The organism is Gramella sp. MT6 (assembly GCF_019357415.1).
Lineage (GTDB): Bacteria > Bacteroidota > Bacteroidia > Flavobacteriales > Flavobacteriaceae > Christiangramia.
Genome location: NZ_CP048410.1, coordinates 3,586,327 through 3,608,077, shown reverse-complemented (window position 1 = coordinate 3,608,077; position 21,751 = coordinate 3,586,327). Strand labels below are relative to the sequence as shown.

Here is a 21,751-nt window from a genome sequence, read left to right as displayed (position 1 = left end):
CTACTAATCAATTTACTGAAAAACGTACTCCATTGAAATAAAAAAACCGGACTGCATAACAATCCGGTCCAATTAGAAAATCAAATTTTATCTATTCTTCTTTTTCCTGAACGGCTGCTACTTCTTCTACTGTAACCATATCTTTAATATCATTACTCCATGAATTCATTACATAATTCATGGCATCTGCAACTTCCTGATCGCTTAAGCCCATAGGAGTCATAATATTATCATACTTTTCACCATTCACTTCAATTGGTCCCTGCATACCATATTTCACACCGCGAATACTTTCCTCACGTTTTTCTGTAAGCCAGTTAGATCCGTCGAGTGGAGGATAAGTCCCTGGAATTCCTTTACCGGTTGGTAAATGACAGGTTACACATAGGTCGTTATAAATCTTCTTCCCCCTATCGATACTTGCTGTTAAAGGTGAGTTTTCACTAGATTTTTCTGAAGATGGGATTACATAGGATTCTTCTTCTTCAGCATCCTTATCCTTTTTGTCAGATTTACAGGCCACCATAGCTGCAGCCAGTCCAAATACAAATAAAAGTTTTTTCATATTATTGGTTCTTAGTTAGTTTTGCGATTCCTTTACCTTCTAAAGCAACATAAATATTGCCATCTGGTCCCTGTCTCACATCTCTCATTCTTCCCGAGTCTTCTAGCAATTTAGTTCTTTTTTTGATTTTTTTACCATCCAGTTCTAAAAGTTCCAGATATTGGAATTTCAATGATCCTACTAATAAATTTCCTTTTAATTCCGGGAATTTATCTGAAGTCACATAAGCAAATCCGCTAGGTGCAATAGAAGGTAACCAGTAAAAAATAGGATCTTCCATGCCTGGTTTTGATCTTTCCTCGGTGATAGGCGTGCCATCATAATTTTCACCATAAGTGACTACGGGCCAGCCATAGTTCGCTCCTTTTTTTACCACATTGATCTCATCTCCACCCTGTGGACCATGTTCATGAACCCAGATCTCTCCGGTTTCAGGATTAAGGATCATACCCTGCGGATTACGATGCCCGTAAGAATAAATCGCTTCTACTGCATTTTCCTCATCTACAAAAGGATTGTCTGATGGGACAGTTCCATCATCATTAAGGCGGTAGACCTTACCATTATCACGGGTAATATCCTGCGGGTTCACATCACGTGCTCCACGCTCTCCGGCACTAAAATAAAGATGTCCTTCATTATCGAAGGCAATTCTGGAACCAAAGTGCTGTCCCTTGGTAGTATTTGGAGAGGCCTTATAAAGTACTTCTTTATTTGTGAGTTGATCCCCTTCTAGTTTTGCTCTCATAAGGGCTGTGTTTCCACCATCACCTTCACCTTCTTTAGAGGAATAAGTAAAATATATCCAGCCGTTATTTTCATAATCCGGGTGAAGCACTACATCTAAAAGTCCACCCTGTCCACGATCATAAACATCTGGCGCACCCTGAACTTTGGTTTTCTTACCATCTTTAAAATGAATTATCTCACCCTTTTTCTCGGTGATCAGGATACTTCCGTCTGGTAAAAAGGTAAATCCCCAGGGAATGTCCAGGTCTTCTACGACCATTTCATAGGAATATTGATCTGAACTTTCAGCTTCGATAGGGTCTGGAACATCGGTAGGTTCCTGAACCTGTTCGCCGTTAGTTGTTTCTGCGTTTTCTTTAGTTTGTGCGGTTTCAGAATTATTTTCATTTTCCCCGCAGGCAATGAGACTTAAGGCAAGTCCCGATAGCAATAATATTCTTCTCATAGCAATAATTTAAAGGCTTAAGTAAGCATTAAGTGAACTAAGATATAAAAAATTAAAAGTTTTCATTGTGGGAGATGAATAATTCTTATATTTGCCGCCCAATTGTGGTTGAAAAACCAATTCGGGGTGTAGCGTAGCCCGGTTATCGCGCCTGCTTTGGGAGCAGGAGGCCGCAGGTTCGAATCCTGCCACCCCGACGAACCACCTAATAAGTGGAAACAAAACACTGTTAATCTCTTGATTTTCAGTGTTTTTTGTTTTTAGGGATATCAAATAATATCATTTTAAAGCATAAGTCTGGTGAATCATTCGGTGAATCAATTTTTACAAATAATTCCGTAACTTCCTAAGGCATTTGAGTTAGTTTGATTTTCGTCTTTGCGAACTGATTGTTTCATTAAAGACGCTTGAAATGCCTGATTACACTACCTTTTCCGTATTATTCTTTGTCCGAAAACATCATGATGAGACCAAGAAATTATTTATTTATGCCCGAATTACTGTTGATGGAAAACGCTCCGAAATTAGTCTGAAAAGATCAATTCCGGTGAATCAATGGGATACCTCAAAAGGACGCGCCAGGGGAACCGCTCCAAAATCACGAATTCTAAACCAGTACTTAGACCAGGTTTACAATAAGCTGTTAGACTGCCATAAGCAGCTGTCGTCAGAGAATAAAGTTATCTCCGCCCAGACTATCAAAGCCCGTTTCTATGGGAAGGATGAACATCACAAAACTTTACTGGAACTGATGGATTATCATAATACTAATATGAAGAATGTATTAAAACCCGGCACCCTCAAAAACTATTATACGACCGAAACTTATTTAAAGGAGTATTTAAATAAAAAACTGAAATGCAATGATATTAACCTTAAACAGATCAATTACCGGTTTGTAACGGACTTTGAACAGTTCTTACGCAATTATTCGGCAAAAGTTTCACGCAAGACCTGTGGGAATAATGGTACCATGAAACACCTGGAACGTTTCAAGAAGATGCTTAACCTGGCTATTAAACTGGAATGGCTGGTAAAAAATCCATTTGACAACTTTAAATTCCGGTTTGAGAAAAATGAACGGCAGTATCTCAATAAACGGGAGCTTCAAATATTAGAGACGACCGAATTTACGAGAAGTAGCTTGCAAAAAGTAAAAGATATTTTTGTTTTCTCTTGCTATACGGGGCTTGCTTATGTTGATATTAAAAAATTAACCCTTCATCAGATTGTAAAAGGAATTGATGGGAGTAACTGGATCTATACCAAACGGGAAAAAACAGAAGAAACTATAAAGGTGCCTGTACTTCCCCAGGCGCAAATCTTATTAGATAAATACAAGGACCAAATTATATCAGGTGATTATTTGTTTCCTGTTTGTTCCAATCAAAAGGTCAATAAATACCTAAAAGAGGTGATGCAGCAACTGAAAATAAAAAAGACTATCACCTTTCATTCTGCCAGGCATACCTTTGCCACCACCATAACTTTATCTAACGGGGTGCCAATTGAAACGGTCTCTAAGTTATTAGGACATACTAAATTATCGACTACGCAGATCTATGCCAGGGTGATTGATTCCAAAATATCCAGTGATATGGAATGTTTAAAAAAGAAATTAAAATAAAGATGATTGACTTTGAAGTAGGTATAAAAATAGCCCTAATCCTAAAAGGGACATAATTATACCAATTATAAGAATTAAATAATGTACAATCTTTAGTTTGAACATATGATAATTTGAAGTCGCAATTAAGTTCTTTCTTATGGAGACGATTGCCGTTTTACCAATTAGTATTGTCAATTTAGGATCAGCTTAATATATTAATTCCGTGCTAATTACAATATGTGTGGGCTCAATCTTGATTATTTCCGATGTTCTCATGAAGAAAATGAGATGTTTATGGAGTATCTAAACTTTTAGGGAATATCAAAATAGTAACAACCCAGATTTATGCGCGAGTGATATCCACGAAAATTTCCAAGAAGGCACAATACTCGAAAAAAAGTAATAACGGGATTTTTAAATCCTTCAAAAAAGCAGTTGGTACAAACCAACATGTATGAAATTTTGTCCGCCTGCGGGACGAAATCGAATAGCAAGACGGTAACACGCTACGCGATGTTATTCGATTCCTTAAATTCATAAATATTTGTTGTTCAGTGTTTTATAAGTTAAACTATCCTATAGTATATCCACCCAAGTGGATATACCCATCTGAAAAGACCTATAAAATAAGGAAGGCTATAGCCAGTATATAATGAAATAGTATCCATTTTGCCCAAAAAAGGTTTCAATTAAGCAAGTAGGCCTGGAGTTTTCTAAAAAACCAATAGCTCTGTTTCAGCAAAAGAGGTTCATTCCTAATTGTCCTGGACACGAGCCAAAAAGCTTAGATTATTAAATGTTTGAAAGAATAATATCAAAAAGATTTTTTTAAGTTCACTAGGCGGTAACTAAAATTCACCGATCAGGATTTCAGAATTCTTTATCTTCTTTCATCACCTTATCTTTCGATGCGAAAATGACAAACTTTAAAATTAACCGGAGCCCATAAACCACTCTGTTATTTTTATAGCTCCTCTATAATTTTAAAGCTTGAAGCTAGGAGCATCAAAAGGTAATGCGATGGCGCTGGAAGAAGTAAATAGAAATAAATAAAAACCAGTTCATCCTGATCTACAGTATTTTTTTTCACAGCAAACGGAAAATGCTCAAGATGAAAAAAGTAAATAGTGTTTTCTCTTTTAACTTTTTGCTAGTAATTTTCAAATATTATTTATTATACATTTAAAGTAAAATCAAAGATAAAAAAGGGTTAATTCTGTTATTGCAGTCACGGCCCTTTTTTAGTATTCAAATATTTGATTACTCCCGATGGTCGCAATGAAAAAAGAGATGTTTATTGTGGAAACCAAACATCAGAATTAGTAGAATCAAAGCCCCCTATCTATCGAACTAATACTATGAAATGTTTGGTCGCTAAATAAACTACCTTTCCATTCATGGCATTAAGGATTTGGGAATATTCTTTCTTTTCATTCCCAAAGTACGCATATGATCAATCAAATTAGCTTTTACACAGTTTTCGATTTGATCCATCGGAATTCGATAGCTGCTTTTGCATTTATATTCCATCTTATTATCACAAAGTTTAGTGGTTAAATCAAGGTCTACCTTATTTCCATGAGTTTTGGTGTGTAAATAATAATTAAACTCAATATGCTCTTTATCTGCCAATGGAGAGCCTTTAATTTTAGGAATATAGACCGCATCTTCTAATTTCTGAAATTCCATAGTTACTGGTTTTTAAGGTGATTTATAAAATATAATAAATTTTATGATTGGAATTGAAATAGGAGCAGTTTGTTAAGAAAAAAGGGAAATGACGCTTTTACCTGCATTTCCCCTTTTAATTCCACTTGGGGGGTGACCCTTTGTGGAATAAACTTTATTAAAAGTTTACCGTGATTTTAAAGATACAAATTATTCTTTGCAACCTCCGGGCGCAAAGCAAGATTGTCATGACAATGACACATCTTGCTTTGTTTTCTTTTTTTGAATGATAAAGTATTATTTGGCAAAAATTACCACATAGGACTTTGTTAAAGTCATAAGATTTTGGCATTTAAAGAAGTAGGTAGTGCAGCACTTCAGATCGCATTTTTAATCTGAACAGCCGAAGCTCCAGGATTAATGGAAGCATATAAAACTACAGCTCTAGAAACATATTGATTGTTATTAAAATTTCAAAAGTATCCTTTGCAATATTTCTACAGAATTAATTCTGTAATTTGGAATTATGAAACTGCTTATAATAGAAGACGAACCTGAAATGCTAAAAAGCCTTGAAGATTTTGCCATAGAGGAAGGGTTTACTTGTGATACCGCAGGCAATTATTGGGATGGTGCTGAGCGTATCAATCTCTATGATTATGATTGTATTATCCTAGACATCAATCTCCCTGATGGAAGTGGGTTCGATTTACTTGAAGCTCTCCATAAAACAGATAAAACCGATGGAGTAATTATCCTTTCTGCTCGTAATTCCCTTGATGATAAAATAAAAGGACTGGGCTTGGGGGCGGATGACTATTTGACTAAGCCCTTCTATTTTTCAGAACTAAATGCCCGTGTAAAGGCAATTATCAGAAGGAAACAATTTAAGACTAATAAATTGGTTCGTTATTCAAACCTTATAATCGAACCAGATCAGTACATTGTGGGAGTCAATGAACTTGAAAGTAAACTTTCTCTGACTAAAAAAGAATATGCAATACTCACTCACTTGATTAGTAATCACAAGCGGGTACTTACCAAAGTTTCATTGGCAGAATATATATGGGGAGATTATGTAGATGAGGCACAGAGTTTTGATTTTTTATTCTCTCAAATCAAAAACCTAAAACGTAAATTAAAAGATGCCGGGGCACAGGTGGAAATAAGCAATATTTATGGTATTGGTTATCAAATTAAGTCTTTATGAAACTACTTACCTACACTTCCCGCATTCAATTACTTTTTTTCCTGATCCTGTTCGGGATTTTTTCAATATTGTTTTACCTGGTACTAAATTGGAACGTACTTCAGAATGTGGATGAAGTACTGTATAACCGCAAAGACAACCTGCTGGCTTATCTTGAAGAAAATCCTGAAGCTCCATTTAAAGAAGACAACCCGCTAGACGATTTTACTTTTTATACTGTTGCAGAAACTGTGTTCCAGGAAAGTTACGAAAGTTACTCCGACACTCTTATTTATGAGCCTGTTGATAATGAGTTCGATGAATACCGCAAACTAACCACTTTTGCGAAATTACAAGGTGAACATTACCGGCTGGAAATAATAAAGCCCCACCTGGAGGCGGCAGAAATGATCAGTACAATCGCTATTACTCTCGGAAGTTTATTTTTGGGGTTAGTATTGTCTTTTATTTATTCCAACGTTTTATCTCACGAAAAATATGGAAGCCGTTTTTTGGAATACTCGAAAAAATTCGGCTTTTCCGATTGGATAAGCAGGAACTACAAGAACTGCCATCTACATATATAGATGAGTTTCGGATGCTAAATGAAGCCGTTAATGAGCTGACCCGGAAAAACAAGGAGGTATTTGAAAATCAGAAGCAGTTTATAGAAGACGCCTCCCATGAATTGCAAACACCCTTATCCATAATTCAGTCAAAATTGGAAGCGCTAGTGAGCAGAACCACGTTAACCGCAGAACAAGCAGCTATTGTAGACAGTATCATTGGCTCTACGCAACGGCTAAAAAAACTGAACAAAACCCTTTTACTGCTGGCCAAAATAGAAAATAGTCAGTTCCTGATGACGGACGAGGTTAATGTCAATGGAATAATCGGCAGATCCCTGGAATATTATGACGAACAGAAAAATATCCTGAATATTAAAATGAAAATTAATATAAGAAAAAGGGTTGTAATTTCAGGAAACAAGATGCTTACCGAAATCCTCATCCAGAATTTGCTTAAAAATGCCTTTTTACATAATGTCGAAGATGGAATGGTAGACATAAAATTAGACAAGAAACAATTGGTTGTTACCAATTCTGGCAATCAAAAAAGTATAAGTCAAAAAGGCTGTACCAAAGATTTAATAAATCTTCTAATAATCCTGAATCTTGGGGCTTAGGGTTATCAATTGCTTTTAAAATTGCCGATAAAAGTAATTTGAAATTAAAATATAATTTCGAAGTGAATCAACACATTTTCACAATATATTTCTGATTCTCCAAAATTTCTACAGAGTTGTTTTTTAAATTTCAATTTCAATAAATGTTTAATTTTAAAATCTTATTGTTATGAAAACAAGTAAAAATTTATTTCGCATTTTATTATTCTCCTTACTTTTTATAGGAGGTAATGTGGCTACAGCAACTGCCCAATCGGAGATCAAAGAGTTAAGTGAAAAGTCCATTGAGTTCTCTGAACTACCCGAAGCCGTAAAGGATGCTTTTAAGAACTCGGAATACGCCGAATGGGAAATAGAGGAGGTGGAAAAGGTTGAGACCAATAAGGGCACTATGTATGAGCTTGAGGTCGAAAACGAAGATGAAACCTATTATGAACTTTATTTTAGTCCGGAAGGAAAATTAGTGCTCAAAAAAGAGAAAAGCCACAAAGATGGTGAAGATGATCATCGATAATGCTTCAACTAATAAAATCTAAAGGATTTCAGACCTTTTATAGAAGCTGAGGGCTGCCAAGAAGAATTTCGACTTGTGTAGATCTCAGCTCTTAATCTTTTACCATCCTCTGGATTAATAAAGAGGAAAAATAAGAAGAAATACTTGAATATGTTTCCTTGTTACTTTTGATACGTATTAGATTCAAATTTTTCTTTCTATGCCCATTGCTGTTCGTTTTTTGGCAATGAGATCCCGGAATTTGGAGTTTAGTATTCTATTTTAAAATAAGGCCAGAAAAATCATTAATTAACTTTTAAATATAAATGCAAATGGACCGAAAAGATTTTATAAAAAATTCAACAATATTGGGTAGTGCAACTATCCTCCCCGTTAATAACGTTTTTTCTCGAGGTGTGAATGAAAATGGTATTGATAAATTAGTAGATAACAATGGTAATTTTATTCAGAAGTCGCTACCTTACAATAAAACCTTTCTGGAACCTCATATGGATGAAGAAACTCTGCATCTACATTACGAATTTCATCATGGTGGAGCGGTAAAAGGAGCTAATAAAGATCTCGACAATATTAAAAAGCACCTTAAGTCTGGTGAAATGGAAATGGTCGATTTATGGACAAGGAAATTAGCCTATCATTTTTCAAGCCACGTACTTCATTCTATTTTCTGGACTAACCTGACCAATAAAAAAACCCAGCCAAAAGCAGATTTATTAAAACAGATAGAAAAAGATTTTGGTTCGTTTGATAAACTCCAAGCATACATAGCCAAAGTTTCCAAAAGTGTTGAGGGCAGTGGTTGGGGTATTTTAGGTTATCAGCCTTACTCACAGTCCCTTACACTTTTGCAATGTGAAAACCATCAAAAATTAACACAATGGGGGGTTATTCCTATTTTGGTAATAGATGTATGGGAACACGCCTATTATTTAAAGCATAAAAATAAAAGAGGAGATTTTGTAGATACTGTGTTAGATATTATTGATTGGGATAATGTAGCAGATAGATATAACACCGCCATTAAACTTCGATAATTGGAAAAATTACCTTTCAAGGAAGCCCTGAGAGTATGGGTGAAAGTAGCTATCCACAGTTTCGGAGGACCAGCTGGGCAAATTGCAGTAATGCATAAAATATTGGTAGAAGAAAAAAAGTGGATCAGTGAGAGCCGTTTTCTACATGCTCTCAATTACTGCATGTTATTGCCGGGACCAGAAGCACAGCAACTAGCTACCTATATCGGCTGGTTGCTTCACAGAAACAAGGGAGGACTGGTTGCGGGGATATTATTTGTCCTACCAGGTTTTATCTCCATATTAATCCTTAGTATTCTCTATGCAGCATACCGGGATATAGGAATTGTAGAAGCCATTTTTTTTGGCATTAAACCTGCTGTATTGGCCATCGTTATTGGTGCAGTCATCAAAATAGGGAAAAGAGCCCTAAAAAATGAGGTCATGGTGAGTATGGCAGTACTCGCTTTTATCGCTATTTTTTTCTTCCAGATCGACTTTCCTTATATTGTTCTGGCTGCTGGGTTAATAGGTTTTATAGGCGGAAAACTTTGGGAAGAAAAATTTCATGTAATAAAGGGACATAGAGAAAAAAGGGATGAAGATAATGCCTTTTATATAGACAGCTATATCCAGCCGGTAAAGCCGTCTCTTGTAAAAAGCCTGAAAACCATATTCCTCTTTTTAAGTTTATGGGCACTACCGTTGATACTGATCGCCATGTGGATTGGAACGGAGAACATTTTCTTCTCAGAAGGGATATTTTTCAGTAAAACGGCAGTGGTTACGTTTGGAGGAGCTTATGCAGTCTTGGCCTATATTGCTCAAAAAGCAGTGGAAGATTATGGCTGGCTAAGAAGTGGGGAAATGCTGGACGGTCTGGGAATGGCAGAAACAACACCGGGCCCCCTCATCCAGGTCGTTCAATTTGTTGGGTTTATGGGAGCTTATCGCTTATCTGGTACGATGGATCCTCTTATGGCCGGCATCTTAGCTTCCTTTTTGGTGACCTGGACAACTTTTATTCCCTGCTTCCTGTTTATATTTACCGGCGCACCCTATATTGAATACCTCCGGGGGCAAAAAACCTAACCACTGCCTTGTCAGGAATTACGGCTGCAGTCGTAGGCGTTGTACTCAATCTTGGGGTTTGGTTTGCTATCTATACACTTTTTGGACGAGTAAATGAAAGCCACTCATACGGAATAAGATGGTTAATTCCGAAATGGGAAACCATTAATATTCCTTCAATGGTAATTGGAATTATTGCTGCATTTGTTTATTTCATCCTTAAATGGGACATGCTAAAAACCATTGCTGTGAGCATTTTGTCAGGAATAATTTACTTCTTCATCTTTAATAACTAGCTTTAATGAAAAATTTAATCCAACATCTAAGCGGCAATAAAAATGGATGTTTCAAATTAAAAAGTAACTCAATTAAGGACTTATAAAAGGGTGAAGGAGAAGCCCGGCTTATGCAGTCCGGCTAACTTCTAAATCTTGTCCATTAGCATCTTTAAAGAAAAATAGTAGAGACTCGGAAAAGTAGTTTTTTGAAGGGGCTATTTTATAGAAAATCATATCTTTATACCACAAAGGCGAGCAAATAAAATGAACTCTCTTTGTTTTATGAAGTTTGGTGAATCATTCGGTGAAACATCAAAATAGTTAACAGTGAAAGTATTGTGGTTAGGGCGTTTGTACAAAAATAAATTATCCTGCCACCCCGACCAAATAAAAGCCTTGAACGAAAGTTTGAGGCTTTTATTATTCCAGATGTTAAAGGGTTTATTTCTAAAGTTTTGGAAATAATTGGTTTAGTCTAATAGAGTTAACCTACGTTCAGATTTTAAACTTTTTCAGGAGGGTAAAATGTAAGAAAAATGTAAGCTCAGGAAGTTTTTAGCATATTAAGAACACTACCGCTCTAAATTTTTTTTTTCTTCTACAGAAAAATTTTCTGGAAAATAAATCCAATTGATGTATTCTTGCGTAAGTTTTTACTGACTCTGGGCATATGCTGATGTAAATTTTTTAGCGAGGGGAAAATCTTACAGCCCTCACTTATACAGTTGGTTAAAAGACCGTAAAAAACTTTATAAGGCAATATTTAAGATGGTTTTAGTATATTTCGAAGCAAATAAATTCTAATGAAGAAGGTCCTGGTGATCCAAGAGGATATCATTATCCTTAAGATTCTGGAAAGACTAACAACGCTGAACGGTTTCGATTGTAAAGCAATTAGGTCATTAGATGCTCTTAATATTGAAGATCAACAAACCAATTTTGATTTTATCATTACAGATATTTTGTTTGAAGGGATCGCACCATTACAATTTGTTGCCCAGGTACAAGAGGTTTTGCTTCATAAGAATCTATTGATAGTAACCAATATGGGACAGGATAAGATAAAACAGGAAATTTTTTCCCTGAGAGGTATTACCGGTTTTTATGCAGTACCTATAGACCTCGATGAAATCGAAGCTATAATACAGGCCTATTAATGAATGAAGCATCCATACTTATTCTAATCGCGTTCGTTTTTGCGGTTCTGGTGGTATATTGGATCTCCATAGTTATAAGCGTAATTTATCGCAGAAGAAGGACCTCTAGACTTCAAAAGATCGAGTTGACTTTCGCTGAGATCGTTAGTGGCTATTTATATAATGATCCAAAAGACCCACTGACTCTTACCGAAATCAATAAAACCCTGAATAGAGTTGGAATTAAAAAACAGAATAAGAATAATATTCAATTTCTTATTGGTTTAATGATTCGTACTCAGCGAACCATTCTGGGAACCAACTTTTATAAGCTTCAAAAGCTGTACACGCAGATTCCGCCATACAGGGTTTCAGTAAATAAAATCTCAAGCTGGAGCTGGTATAGAAAGGCGAGAGGGATAAGAGAAATCTATGAAATGAACCAATCTCAATATCTTGATGAGATATTTAAGTACCGAAACCACAAGAATATATATGTTAGACGTGAAGCCCAGATCGCCCTGGTTGTTTTCTTAGGCTGGGAGAGTCTCAGGTTTTTACCTTATTTGAAGCGTAATATGACCTTATGGCAGCAGATCAAGATTGTTGAAAAGCTCTATGATCTTTATCCAACTCCTGAATTAAAATGGCTGCATCGGGCTTATAAAACCGAAAGATTATTTGGTAAAAAACTCCTTATGAGGATCATTAGGAAATACGAGCTGCATGCCGAGACCGGTTATATTGTTGATAACCTGAATCATGAAGATTATGAAGTAAGGGAAACAGCTATCTACTGTTTACAAACTTTTGCACTTTCGAGATCGAAAATAAAATATATAAAGGTGCTTTTTGAGGATATTTCAGATCCAACCCAGCAGGGACAATTATTGAACTATTTATATCACAATTCTGAAATGGATCTGGATTTCTACATGAAACAATTAAATTCAGCTAGTGACGATCTTAAACTGAGTATAGCCGAAATATTATGGAACAATGGCTATAAAGAGAAAGTTCAGGAATTCTATTATCAGCAATACCCGGCAAAAACAGAAATGAATGTTGAGTAGCCTAAGAGAATTTTTCAGCAGTGAGTATGTTTTCCTGGCGGCGAACTATATATTCTTTTTCTATGGAATAATATTAATGACCTTTTACTTTAGTGGGGTGGTCCTGGCAAGCCGCGCCATAAAAAGGAATAAAAGAAAATCTCTATTCTTACAGGTAAATGATATTGTAAGTGCTACAGATATTCCTTCGATATCGGTTATAGCTCCGGCATACAATGAAGGATTAACGATCATAGAAAATGTGAAGTCCTTGCTATCCATTCAATATCCATATTATGAACTGATCCTGGTTAACGATGGTAGTAAAGATGATTCTCTGGAGCAGCTTATTGAAGAATTTCAGCTGGAACGCAGGGACGCGACGTTTATCACACAGCCTATTCCAACGGCTTCAGTAAAGTATTTTTATCGCAGCAAACTTTCAAAATATACTCATCTTACCGTATTGGATAAAAATAACGGTGGACGGGCAGACGCGTTGAATGCAGGGATAAACTTTGCTTCTTCTGAATTGGTAGTTTGTACAGATGCCGATTGTATCATAGAACAGGATGCTCTTTTAAAAATGGTGAGGCCATACCTGGAAGAAAATGAAAAGGAAGTTATCGCCTGTGGCGGTGGAATTGGAATTGCCAATGATTCTGTAATTAAGAATGGCGTTCTCAAGGAATTGAGACTTCCTGACAATCTGGTGCCTATGGTGCAGGTCGTAGAATATATCAGGGCATTCTTATTAGGTAGAATGGCCTGGAGCGAGATCAACGGTCTCATGCTTGTCTCCGGTGCATTTGGGATGTATCCCAGGAAAAGAGTTATTGAGGTGAATGGTTTTGACGCGAAGACCGTTGGAGAAGATCTTGAACTTTGTATTCGACTTCGCATGCTTATGGAAGAGAAGAAATTACCCTATAAAGTGGTATATCTTCCAGAAACGCTTTGCTGGACTGAAGGTCCGCCAGATCACAGTATCTTGATTAAACAAAGAGATCGATGGGCGAGGGGGCTATGGGAGACCCTGAAGATGCATCGTAAGCTATTTCTCAATCGTAAGTATCGCTACATGGGATTAATTTTTTATCCATATTGGTTGTTCTTCGAGTTTGGTGCACCAATTGTTGAATTCCTTGGTGTTATTTGCATTATAGCATTCGCTTTTTTCGGAATGATCAACTGGCCTATGGCAATCTTGCTATTTACAGCTGCCTATCTGATAGGATGTGTATTTTCTACGGCAGCGATCTTTATGTATGTTAAGAATTTTGATCATTATCATAAACCTAAGCAGATCATAGAATTATTACTGGCCGCTTATCTTGAACCTTTCCTATACCACCCCATACTGGTGTACGGACAGATGAAAGGTTACTATAAAAAGATCTTTGGTATAAAATCCGGTTGGGGAACTATGACAAGAAAGGGATTCAAAGTTTCAGATTCTTAAAACCTGAATCTATATCCAATATTTCCTATTGCCTGGTCACCTTCTTTTTCGCTCGTTATATCTTCAAACAAATATCCAATCCCTGCCTGGATAATATGGCGTGGTCCTATGGTGAAATTTATTCCAAGATTCGAGTAATAGGCTTCCAGTCCCGGATTTTCCTGTACCTGGGTGAAGATCGTACTTTCATCTGGAGAAATTCCTGTTCCCAAACGAAGCATTAGAAAGTTGTCTGTATTATTCAGATAGTAACGAACATTCAACTGGTAATTCTGCGTATACTGGTCATTGATCTCCGGTCCCATAAATATTCTGGTATTCAGATAGAATTTTCCCTGATACATCGTAAGTCCTGCAATGGCAGAAAAATAATCCTGGTCTGAAAAATGTAAAAGTCGACCACCTGCTTCAAATTCAAATTTCCGAAGAAAATTCACGAATATAGATGCACTGGTCCTTAGATCTGGATATAATGAGCCATTGGAAATTCCTACGTTAAGGAAAGAATATACCTTGTCACTAAATACAGGGTATGCCTCAAGTTCATATAAAGTCCCATTCTGGTAACCTCGGTCATTATAATTCAGACGGGCAATAACTGCTGTACGATTGAAATAATGTTGAAATTCAGGGCTAATGGTTTGCCAGGCCTCACGGTTGTAGCTATCACTAAAGTAAATGTATTGGTAATTGATCCCAATTTCATTGCTAATGGTCCTTTTCAGAATATTCTGAAGTAAATACCGGTCTTTTTCATCGAGATCTGGATCATTAAATAATTCCAGTGCGATTTCCCGGGATTCAGATTTCTGTTTGTTTTCCAGTAATAATTGCGATTTGAGGATCCGTGAATTCGTACTCAAACTGCCGGTTTCTTCTATTTTATTTAAAAATTTTAAAGCTGTTTCGGGATCCTTAAGCAATTTGGTTTGTCTGAGTACAAGTTCTCTAACACCTGGATAGTCTTCAGCTTCAGCCAAAAGAAACTCAAGGTCGCTGGTGGCATTCTGGATCATATCAAGAGCCCAGTAATTACGGACTCTTAATATCCTTATGTCGTGGTATTCCGGAGCTAATTCTAACCCGCGATTGGTGTATGCAAGTGAAGTTTTAAATTCCTGGTTTTTATAGAATTTCAGACCCTGGAAATATAAACTATCTGTATTTTTTTCCTGAATTTCCTGGGAGAACCCACACACGGAAACAAGCAGGATAATTAAAAGAAAAAACTTTCTGATCATTTAAGTTAGTTTGGGGAAACGGCCGTGAAGATAGCAATTATGAAAGATTTTCTTTAAAGTAATGGTTGACTTTTAAATTTTTAATATCAGACGTTAATTCTGGAACAAGCATTCTTTATTTTGGATTAGCTAATTTTAAGAAATTTTCGATATGCATTTTCATTTTTTTATTTTACTAATGATCTTATTGGGCTCTTATGTGCGGGGTCAGGAGCAGGAATTTGATAAGAAAAGATTTCAAACCAATTACAAAGTCTTTGGTAGTGGCTATCCTGTTTTAATTATTAATGGCGGACCGGGAATGAACAGTAATGGATTTGCGCCATTAGCAAAGTTGTTTTCTGAAGATAACACAACTATCATTTATGATCAAAGGGGAACAACAGGAACCGAAATGAAACACCGAGATCCTTCAAATTTCACCATGGATCTTATGGTTGAAGATATTGAAAATCTTAGGAAGGAACTTGGATATGAGCGATGGATCTTGCTAGGGCATTCTTTTGGCGGAATGCTGGCTTATGCTTATACCGCAGAATATCCTGAACGGGTTCAGGCAATAATCCAGTCTCATAGTGGAGGCATGAGTTTAAGAAACGCAAATAGGTTTAGTATTACTAACCGCCTCACTGAAGCCGAAAATGATAGCCTTATACATTATTTAGCCTTAATGAATACTAACTCCGCAAATCCTTATTTGGTAAAGAAAAGAGCTTCTTACATGGCAAAGGCCTATTTGTTTGGATCTGAAAATGAAGCAACCATTGCTGCAAGGTTACTGGAAGTAGATCGTGATTTAAATTCGTTGATCTGGAATAATATGCGGTCTGCCAATTTTGATAAGACTGCTGAAATGCAGAGTTTTAATAAAAAAGTATTGATCCTTCATGGATTACAGGACGTAGTACCTATTGATATCGCTGAAGAAGCTCATGAAATTTTACCTAACTCCAGGTTGGTGGTCATGCCTGAATGTGGACATTACGGTTGGCTGGATAGGCCGGATATTTACTTAAAAGAGGTTAAAGATTTTTTAAAAGCGAATTCAGAAGAAGTTAAGTAAAGCAGGAGTATTATTTTTAGGGTTCTAAGTAATTAATCTAAAAAATTCAGAAATGAAAATTACCAACATTCAGGGAAAAGTGAAGCTTGCAAATGAAGTGGAGATGCCTTATTTAGGACTTGGCGTTTATAAGGCTGATAATGGGGAGGAAGTTAAAACTTCTATTCAGCATGCCCTGGAAGCTGGATACCGTCTAATAGATACCGCTGCTTTTTACGGAAATGAAGAAGGCGTAGGAGAAGCGATACGAAATAGTGAAATTCCAAGAGAGGAGATCTTTGTAACTTCTAAAATATGGATCGATGATCAGGGAAAAGGTTCTACCCGTAAGGCATTCAATGATACTCTGGAAAAGATGGGCCTGGAATATCTTGATCTTTACTTAATTCACTGGCCGGTACCGGGTAAATTTCTGGATACCTGGCAAATTATGCAGGACCTCTACGCTGAAGGTTCAATTAAAGCAATTGGTGTTAGTAATTGTTTGGAACATCACCTGGAAAGTTTTAAAGAACTTGGAGGCGTACAACCCATGGTTCTGCAAAATGAATTTCATCCCAAATTAATTCAGCAAGAGCTCATAGATTATTGTAAAAAGAATAATATTCATTACCAGGCATGGTCTCCCTTAATGAGAGGTGAAATCCTCAAGAATGATGTTATAAAAGAACTTGCGGAAAAATACGGCAAATCTGCGGCTCAAATTGTTCTTAGATGGGATCTGCAAAAAGGAGTTACAACTATTCCAAAAAGTGTGCATAAGGAGAGGATCATTGAGAATTCAAATGTCTTTGATTTTGAATTGTCTTTAGATGATATGCGTAAGATAGATGCCCTTAATGACAACACCAGAACCGGTGCTCATCCAGATCACTTTATGGAACATTTTAGTTAAGCTTTATTTTTGAAAATTGAAATAAAGAAGTTTAATTTGCAATCCACAATCGGGATGTGGCGCAGTCTGGTAGCGTATACGCCTGGGGGGCGTGGGGTCGCAGGTTCAAATCCTGTCATCCCGACTTTAAGCTTATTATTAAAAGTTTGAACTCTGGTAGTCTTTTGATTACCAGAGTTTTTTATTTCACGCAATTTACTAGTTTGGCCCAAATTCCTTAAATGCTGATCATTGAAGAGTTTAAATTAATCCTTCTTAAATTTTTATCTCAACAATAATTTCAGTGATAGAAAAGTTGAAATTCAGATTGATGAAGTTTATTATTGTAGGGTAAATAAGTTTCTTTTTTAGAAAAGCATGGGTGGATTTTGACCTTTTAAATTAAAGTATTCCTATATTCCAACAAAATATTCCAATTGTACGCTGAAAGTAAAACGTTCAAAGCTGATTCAAGTTCAGAGTTAAAAGTGATTAGTCCATTCAAATTTAAGCTGTTTCTTTTTTCTTTAACTGTTATAATTAACAGCTTAGTCTTTGCTCAGGAGAATAAAGAATCTCCATATCAATTTGAGACTTTAGAAGATCTACCCACACAGAGGGCAGTTGCAAGTATTTCTCAAGATGAGCAGGGATTTATTTGGATGGGCACCAACGGGCTTGGCCTTAATAAATTTAATGGGGTCGATTTTATTTCCTATCAATATGTAGAGGGGGATAGTACCAGTCTTAGTAATTCTCTGGTTCATTATACTTATATAGACAATGCAAATAGATTGTGGGTAGGTACAGAGACCGGGCTGGATTTATATAATCGAGAGCAGGATAATTTCATACATATTCCACTTGGCGAATCAGAAAATGCTAATATTTCAGTTCAGGCAATGCTCGAAGATGAAGCCGGGAATATTTTAGTGGGAACTCACCAATATGGAATTTTCCTGGTTGATCCACAGAGCCTCAAAGTTTCTAAAATTAAAATATTCGGAATCAATGAAGTGAGAAACCTGCTTATTAATAGTCTGTCATTTTTTGATGATAAGATTCTTCTAGGTACAGATAAAGGTCTGTTCGAGTTCGATAAAAATGAAAATAAAGTTATTCCTGCTAATTTCATGACTTCCAGTGGGAAAGAAAAAATTGAGACCTCCATAAAAACAATGGAATTGGATGGAAATGGAGATCTCTGGCTGGGAACCATTTCCAGTGGGCTCTATAAAATTGACGAGAATGAAAATGGAAGGTATGTGATACAGCATTTTCCAATTACAAGTAAAAGGGTCCTGTCACTCCAAATCACTCCAAGAAACACCATCCTATGCGGTACAGAGAATGATGGGATGTTCGAATTGGATGCCAACGGTAATATCTCTAACCGTTATTTGCGTAATAAATTTTCTAAGGACGGAATAAGGTCAAATTCCATCTGGTCGTTATTTTTAGACGACCAGGAGCGTATTTGGATTGGCTATTATAATAACGGTTTGGGTATTTACGATAAACTGTACGATAAGTTTCAGGATATTAGTAGCATCCCGAATGATTCAAATTCATTACAGGCAAACTCGGTTACCGGAATTCTGAAAGATGATCAGGGTAGGTTATGGATCGCAATGGATGGAGGAGGTATAGACGTTTATAAACCACGTACAAAAGAATTTATTCACCTTTTAAATACTGATAATAGTATTGCAACCGGACTCAATTCAGCAGATGTACAAACCATTTTTAAAGATAGAAAAGGGAACATCTGGGTGGGAACCTGGGATTATGGTATTTATTTCCTAAAAGAGAGTGCTAAAGAATTTATTAATTATACTGAAAAGACTACAGGTGTAGGATTACCGAGTAATCGGATTTTAAGTTTTTCCGAAGATTCAAAAGGTATTATCTGGATCGGCACTTATTCCAATGGAATCATTTCTTATAATCCTTCAACTGAAAAATTTAAGGATTACGATGAATATATTTTTCAGGAAGAGCGCATTACCTATAGCGATGTGCGCACAGTTTATGTAGATAGTGAGGATAATATCTGGTTTGGGGGAAATTCAGGGTTGTTTAAGTTAAGAGTGATTAACAATACTTATGACCTGGAATCCATGTCTTCCAGGTTTTTTAGCAATACCGATCATCCTTATAATAGTCTGGTTATGGATATTTATGAAGATTCTTCAAAAAATCTATGGATTGGGACAGAGGGTCATGGTTTATGCAGGTACGATATGAAAGCAGATTCATTTACCTGGATGGATGCTGAAATGAATTTCAACAAAATTACGGCCTCCTCGATCATTGAAGATGATGCCGGCAATATCTGGGTAGCAGGAAATAATGGCCTCGCCAGGCTGAACAGGGATGAAAATGAATTTAAGAACTACACTATAAATGACGGTCTTTTAAGCAATGACTTCAACAGTAATTCGGTGTATAAGGATGAGGAGGGTAAATTATATTTTGGGTCATATGAAGGAGTTAATTACTTCCATCCAGAAAATCTTTCAGTTTTAGAAAAGACTCCGCGGGTTTACCTGAGCGACCTTAAAATCTTTAATCAACCTGTACATCCTGGCGATGAGCAATCACCATTGGATAAAGTGCTTTCACAAACAGATAAAATTCAGCTAAACCATGAGCAGTCGGTTTTCACGATAGATTATGCCGCGATAGATTACACCAGGCCAGAGAAGATACAGTTTGCTTATTACCTGGAAGGTTTTGAAGATTCCTGGAATTATGTTCAGAATACGAGGAGTGCCACCTATACGAACCTTCCCGCCGGTAATTATATTTTCCACGTCAAAGCAGCAAATAGCGATGGGGTATGGAATGATGAACCAACTTCATTGAATATAAAAGTTCTTCCCCCTTGGTGGTTTACCAGGATCGCCATTTTAGGATATGTTCTATTATTCTTTTTACTGATATATGTAACCTACCGTGTTATTAGTTCCCGAATAAAGACGAGGAGAGCAATCGCACAGGAACGTGAAAGATATTTACAGGAAGAAGCTTTAAATGATAAAAAGATTCAGTTCTTCACAAATATTTCTCATGAATTCAGAACACCATTGACTTTAATTATGAGTCCGCTGGAGGATATTATGAATGATAATTCTCTTTCAGGTCGGGTAAATAAGAAATTGAACGTTATCAATAAAAATACTATCCGATTAAAGCGTTTGATTGATGAGTTAATGGATTTCCGTAAACTTCAGGTGAACAGAATTCCGCTAAATGTCACTTCTTTCTCCGCAAAAGAACTCTTGTTGGAGATCGAGGACTATTTTAAAGAAGAGGCAGAGCAACGAAATATTGTATTATCCCTGGAAATAGAGGAGGAAATTAACCTTATTTATGCCGACAGGGGAAAACTAGAAAAGATTATTTTCAACATTCTTTCCAATGCTTTTAAAAGTACAGGGAATAATGGCATTATTACGATGACAGCGGCTTTTAAGAAGTCTCACTTTTTTAAATTGATCCCAGGGAAGCCGGTCACCGGTTTGGAAATTAGTATTGAAGATACAGGGAAGGGAATTGATCCTGATGAAATTCAGAATATTTTCGATCGTTTCTACCAGATCAAAGACAGAAACGAACAGTATTACAGCGGCACCGGGATTGGTCTTGAAGTAGTGCGTAGTTTCGTGGAACTTCATAAAGGTGAAATCGAAGTTGAAAGTGAAGTTGGGGTGGGTACCAAATTCAGAATATTGATTCCAATGGATAAAGAACACCTGGAAGCTCCTGAAGTTAACCCGGCCACCGAAGAAAAAGTAGAGATCAAGGCAGATGGATCTGAGACTAGCAGTAAAACGGATGATACGGAACCTCTGAAAAAGACGCTATTGGTAGTTGAAGATAATCTCGAGCTTAGAAATTATATTAAAGAATCCCTAACCTCAGATTATAAAATTGTGGTTGCCGAAGATGGGGTAGTGGGGCTGGAAAAAGCTAAGAAATATATGCCAGATGTGGTGATTACTGATGTGATCATGCCTAAAATGGATGGTTATGAGTTTTGTGCCGAGCTTAAAAAAGATCTCAGAACCAGTCATATTCCTGTGCTTATGCTTACCGCAAAAGCGATGACAGAGGATTGGGTGGAAGGCCTTGATGCGGGAGCAGATGTGTACCTGAATAAACCTTTCCAACTGAAGATCCTACGTTCGCATTTAAAGCAATTAGTGAGCAATAGGGCGCTTCTGTTCAATAAATATATGGGTGATGTGAATAATACTGAAATGGAACCCAATGCGACTTCCTTAGACCAGCAATTTATTCTGGATATCATGAACTACACCCGTTTAAATATTCGTGAGTCGAATTTAAATGTAGAAAAACTGGCAGATGAATTTAATTTGAGCAGGAGTCAGCTTTATAGGAAAATAAAGGCTTTAACCGGTTTAACTGCCAATGAGCTTATTAGAAAGATAAGGCTGGAAAGGGCCAATGAATTATTAAGGGAGAATTCCGAGATTTCTATCAGCGAAATTAGTTATAAAGTTGGATTCTCTTCTCCTTCATATTTTTCGAAATGCTTCAAAGATTTTTATGGAAAGCTCCCTAAAGAAGTCAATGAAGGTTAATTTTTATTGAAATTAGAATCTTATA

Annotated in this window: 18 protein-coding genes and 2 tRNA genes; 16 read left to right on the top strand and 4 right to left on the bottom strand. The window is 36.5% G+C overall.

The features are described 5' to 3' along the window. Nucleotides 1-91: 91 nt before the first annotated feature. A complete protein-coding gene (locus G3I01_RS16355) occupies nt 92-565 on the bottom strand; it encodes a cytochrome c (RefSeq protein WP_219549678.1) in 474 nt (157 codons plus the stop codon). Between the two features lies 1 nt (nt 566). Continuing rightward, complete coding sequence (locus G3I01_RS16350; RefSeq protein WP_219549676.1) at nt 567-1,760, bottom strand: PQQ-dependent sugar dehydrogenase; 1,194 nt, start codon at nt 1,758-1,760, stop codon at nt 567-569. A 122-nt stretch (nt 1,761-1,882) separates the two neighbouring features. Between G3I01_RS16350 and G3I01_RS16345 the strand changes: the two genes are divergently transcribed. Beyond that, a tRNA-Pro gene (locus G3I01_RS16345) sits at nt 1,883-1,957 on the top strand. A gap of 215 nt (nt 1,958-2,172) precedes the next feature. Continuing rightward, a complete protein-coding gene (locus tag G3I01_RS16340; RefSeq protein WP_219549674.1) occupies nt 2,173-3,387 on the top strand; it encodes a site-specific integrase in 1,215 nt (404 codons plus the stop codon). 1,377 nt (nt 3,388-4,764) lie between these two features. Here G3I01_RS16340 and G3I01_RS16335 read toward each other — a convergent pair. Next, entirely contained in the window at nt 4,765-5,058 is a 294-nt protein-coding gene (locus tag G3I01_RS16335; protein WP_219548572.1) for a hypothetical protein, read from the bottom strand. Nucleotides 5,059-5,563: 505 nt separating this feature from the next. On the opposite strand from G3I01_RS16335, the gene G3I01_RS16330 reads away from it, so the two are divergent. The 10 genes from G3I01_RS16330 to G3I01_RS16290 all read left to right on the top strand — a co-directional run bounded on the left by G3I01_RS16330 (nt 5,564) and on the right by G3I01_RS16290 (nt 13,938). Then, on the top strand, nt 5,564-6,247 hold the full coding sequence (locus G3I01_RS16330; protein ID WP_219549672.1) for a response regulator transcription factor: 684 nt from the start codon (nt 5,564-5,566) through the stop codon (nt 6,245-6,247). Next, nucleotides 6,244-6,813, top strand: a complete 570-nt coding sequence (locus G3I01_RS16325) for a hypothetical protein (RefSeq protein WP_219549670.1) — start codon at nt 6,244-6,246, stop codon at nt 6,811-6,813. The genes G3I01_RS16330 and G3I01_RS16325 overlap by 4 nt, the downstream gene beginning before the upstream one ends. Further along, nucleotides 6,771-7,412, top strand: coding sequence for a histidine kinase dimerization/phospho-acceptor domain-containing protein (locus G3I01_RS16320; protein WP_219549668.1), 642 nt, complete (start codon nt 6,771-6,773; stop codon nt 7,410-7,412). Before G3I01_RS16325 ends, G3I01_RS16320 begins: the two co-directional genes overlap by 43 nt. Nucleotides 7,413-7,581: 169 nt before the next feature. Next, nucleotides 7,582-7,926 (top strand): PepSY-like domain-containing protein, encoded by a 345-nt coding sequence (locus G3I01_RS16315; RefSeq protein WP_219548567.1) that lies wholly within the window; start codon nt 7,582-7,584, stop codon nt 7,924-7,926. A 311-nt stretch (nt 7,927-8,237) separates the two neighbouring features. Next, on the top strand, nt 8,238-8,960 hold the full coding sequence (locus G3I01_RS16310) for a superoxide dismutase (RefSeq protein WP_219549666.1): 723 nt from the start codon (nt 8,238-8,240) through the stop codon (nt 8,958-8,960). Beyond that, nucleotides 8,961-10,031 (top strand): chromate efflux transporter, encoded by a 1,071-nt coding sequence (gene chrA / locus G3I01_RS16305; RefSeq protein WP_257710659.1) that lies wholly within the window; start codon nt 8,961-8,963, stop codon nt 10,029-10,031. Between the two features lie 8 nt (nt 10,032-10,039). Next, the gene (locus G3I01_RS17185; RefSeq protein ID WP_257710658.1) at nt 10,040-10,306 is read left to right on the top strand and encodes a hypothetical protein; all 267 of its coding nucleotides are present in this window, start codon (nt 10,040-10,042) and stop codon (nt 10,304-10,306) included. A gap of 785 nt (nt 10,307-11,091) precedes the next feature. Continuing rightward, nucleotides 11,092-11,445, top strand: coding sequence for a response regulator (locus G3I01_RS16300; protein WP_219549664.1), 354 nt, complete (start codon nt 11,092-11,094; stop codon nt 11,443-11,445). Beyond that, nucleotides 11,445-12,497 (top strand): hypothetical protein, encoded by a 1,053-nt coding sequence (locus tag G3I01_RS16295; RefSeq protein ID WP_219549662.1) that lies wholly within the window; start codon nt 11,445-11,447, stop codon nt 12,495-12,497. Before G3I01_RS16300 ends, G3I01_RS16295 begins: the two co-directional genes overlap by 1 nt. Then, on the top strand, nt 12,487-13,938 hold the full coding sequence (locus tag G3I01_RS16290) for a glycosyltransferase (RefSeq protein WP_219549660.1): 1,452 nt from the start codon (nt 12,487-12,489) through the stop codon (nt 13,936-13,938). The genes G3I01_RS16295 and G3I01_RS16290 overlap by 11 nt, the downstream gene beginning before the upstream one ends. On the opposite strand, the gene G3I01_RS16285 is transcribed toward G3I01_RS16290, so the two are convergent. Then, nucleotides 13,935-15,179 (bottom strand): YaiO family outer membrane beta-barrel protein, encoded by a 1,245-nt coding sequence (locus tag G3I01_RS16285; RefSeq protein WP_219549658.1) that lies wholly within the window; start codon nt 15,177-15,179, stop codon nt 13,935-13,937. The genes G3I01_RS16290 and G3I01_RS16285 overlap by 4 nt on opposite strands. A 151-nt stretch (nt 15,180-15,330) precedes the next feature. On the opposite strand from G3I01_RS16285, the gene G3I01_RS16280 reads away from it, so the two are divergent. The 4 genes from G3I01_RS16280 (at nt 15,331) to G3I01_RS16265 (ending at nt 21,726) form a co-directional block, all read left to right on the top strand. After that, nucleotides 15,331-16,242, top strand: a complete 912-nt coding sequence (locus G3I01_RS16280; protein WP_219549656.1) for an alpha/beta hydrolase — start codon at nt 15,331-15,333, stop codon at nt 16,240-16,242. 52 nt (nt 16,243-16,294) lie between these two features. Continuing rightward, a complete protein-coding gene (locus G3I01_RS16275; protein WP_219549654.1) occupies nt 16,295-17,137 on the top strand; it encodes an aldo/keto reductase in 843 nt (280 codons plus the stop codon). 50 nt (nt 17,138-17,187) lie between these two features. Then, nucleotides 17,188-17,261 (top strand) — tRNA-Pro (locus G3I01_RS16270). 292 nt (nt 17,262-17,553) lie between these two features. After that, on the top strand, nt 17,554-21,726 hold the full coding sequence (locus G3I01_RS16265) for a hybrid sensor histidine kinase/response regulator transcription factor (RefSeq protein WP_219549652.1): 4,173 nt from the start codon (nt 17,554-17,556) through the stop codon (nt 21,724-21,726). The last annotated feature ends 25 nt before the right edge of the window (nt 21,727-21,751 follow it).

Excerpts from the sequence above, each read along its gene's own strand:
- G3I01_RS16325 (WP_219549670.1), top strand. The coding sequence starts at position 6,244 with ATGAAACTACTTACCTACACTTCCCGCATTCAATTACTTTTTTTCCTG.
- G3I01_RS16300 (WP_219549664.1), top strand. The coding sequence starts at position 11,092 with ATGAAGAAGGTCCTGGTGATCCAAGAGGATATCATTATCCTTAAGATT.
- G3I01_RS16355 (WP_219549678.1), bottom strand. The coding sequence starts at position 565 with ATGAAAAAACTTTTATTTGTATTTGGACTGGCTGCAGCTATGGTGGCC.
- G3I01_RS16330 (WP_219549672.1), top strand. The coding sequence starts at position 5,564 with ATGAAACTGCTTATAATAGAAGACGAACCTGAAATGCTAAAAAGCCTT.
- G3I01_RS16350 (WP_219549676.1), bottom strand. The coding sequence starts at position 1,760 with ATGAGAAGAATATTATTGCTATCGGGACTTGCCTTAAGTCTCATTGCC.
- G3I01_RS16295 (WP_219549662.1), top strand. The coding sequence starts at position 11,445 with ATGAATGAAGCATCCATACTTATTCTAATCGCGTTCGTTTTTGCGGTT.
- G3I01_RS16335 (WP_219548572.1), bottom strand. The coding sequence starts at position 5,058 with ATGGAATTTCAGAAATTAGAAGATGCGGTCTATATTCCTAAAATTAAA.
- G3I01_RS16315 (WP_219548567.1), top strand. The coding sequence starts at position 7,582 with ATGAAAACAAGTAAAAATTTATTTCGCATTTTATTATTCTCCTTACTT.
- G3I01_RS16275 (WP_219549654.1), top strand. The coding sequence starts at position 16,295 with ATGAAAATTACCAACATTCAGGGAAAAGTGAAGCTTGCAAATGAAGTG.
- G3I01_RS16285 (WP_219549658.1), bottom strand. The coding sequence starts at position 15,179 with ATGATCAGAAAGTTTTTTCTTTTAATTATCCTGCTTGTTTCCGTGTGT.
- G3I01_RS16280 (WP_219549656.1), top strand. The coding sequence starts at position 15,331 with ATGCATTTTCATTTTTTTATTTTACTAATGATCTTATTGGGCTCTTAT.
- G3I01_RS16310 (WP_219549666.1), top strand. The coding sequence starts at position 8,238 with ATGGACCGAAAAGATTTTATAAAAAATTCAACAATATTGGGTAGTGCA.
- G3I01_RS16290 (WP_219549660.1), top strand. The coding sequence starts at position 12,487 with ATGTTGAGTAGCCTAAGAGAATTTTTCAGCAGTGAGTATGTTTTCCTG.
- G3I01_RS16340 (WP_219549674.1), top strand. The coding sequence starts at position 2,173 with ATGCCTGATTACACTACCTTTTCCGTATTATTCTTTGTCCGAAAACAT.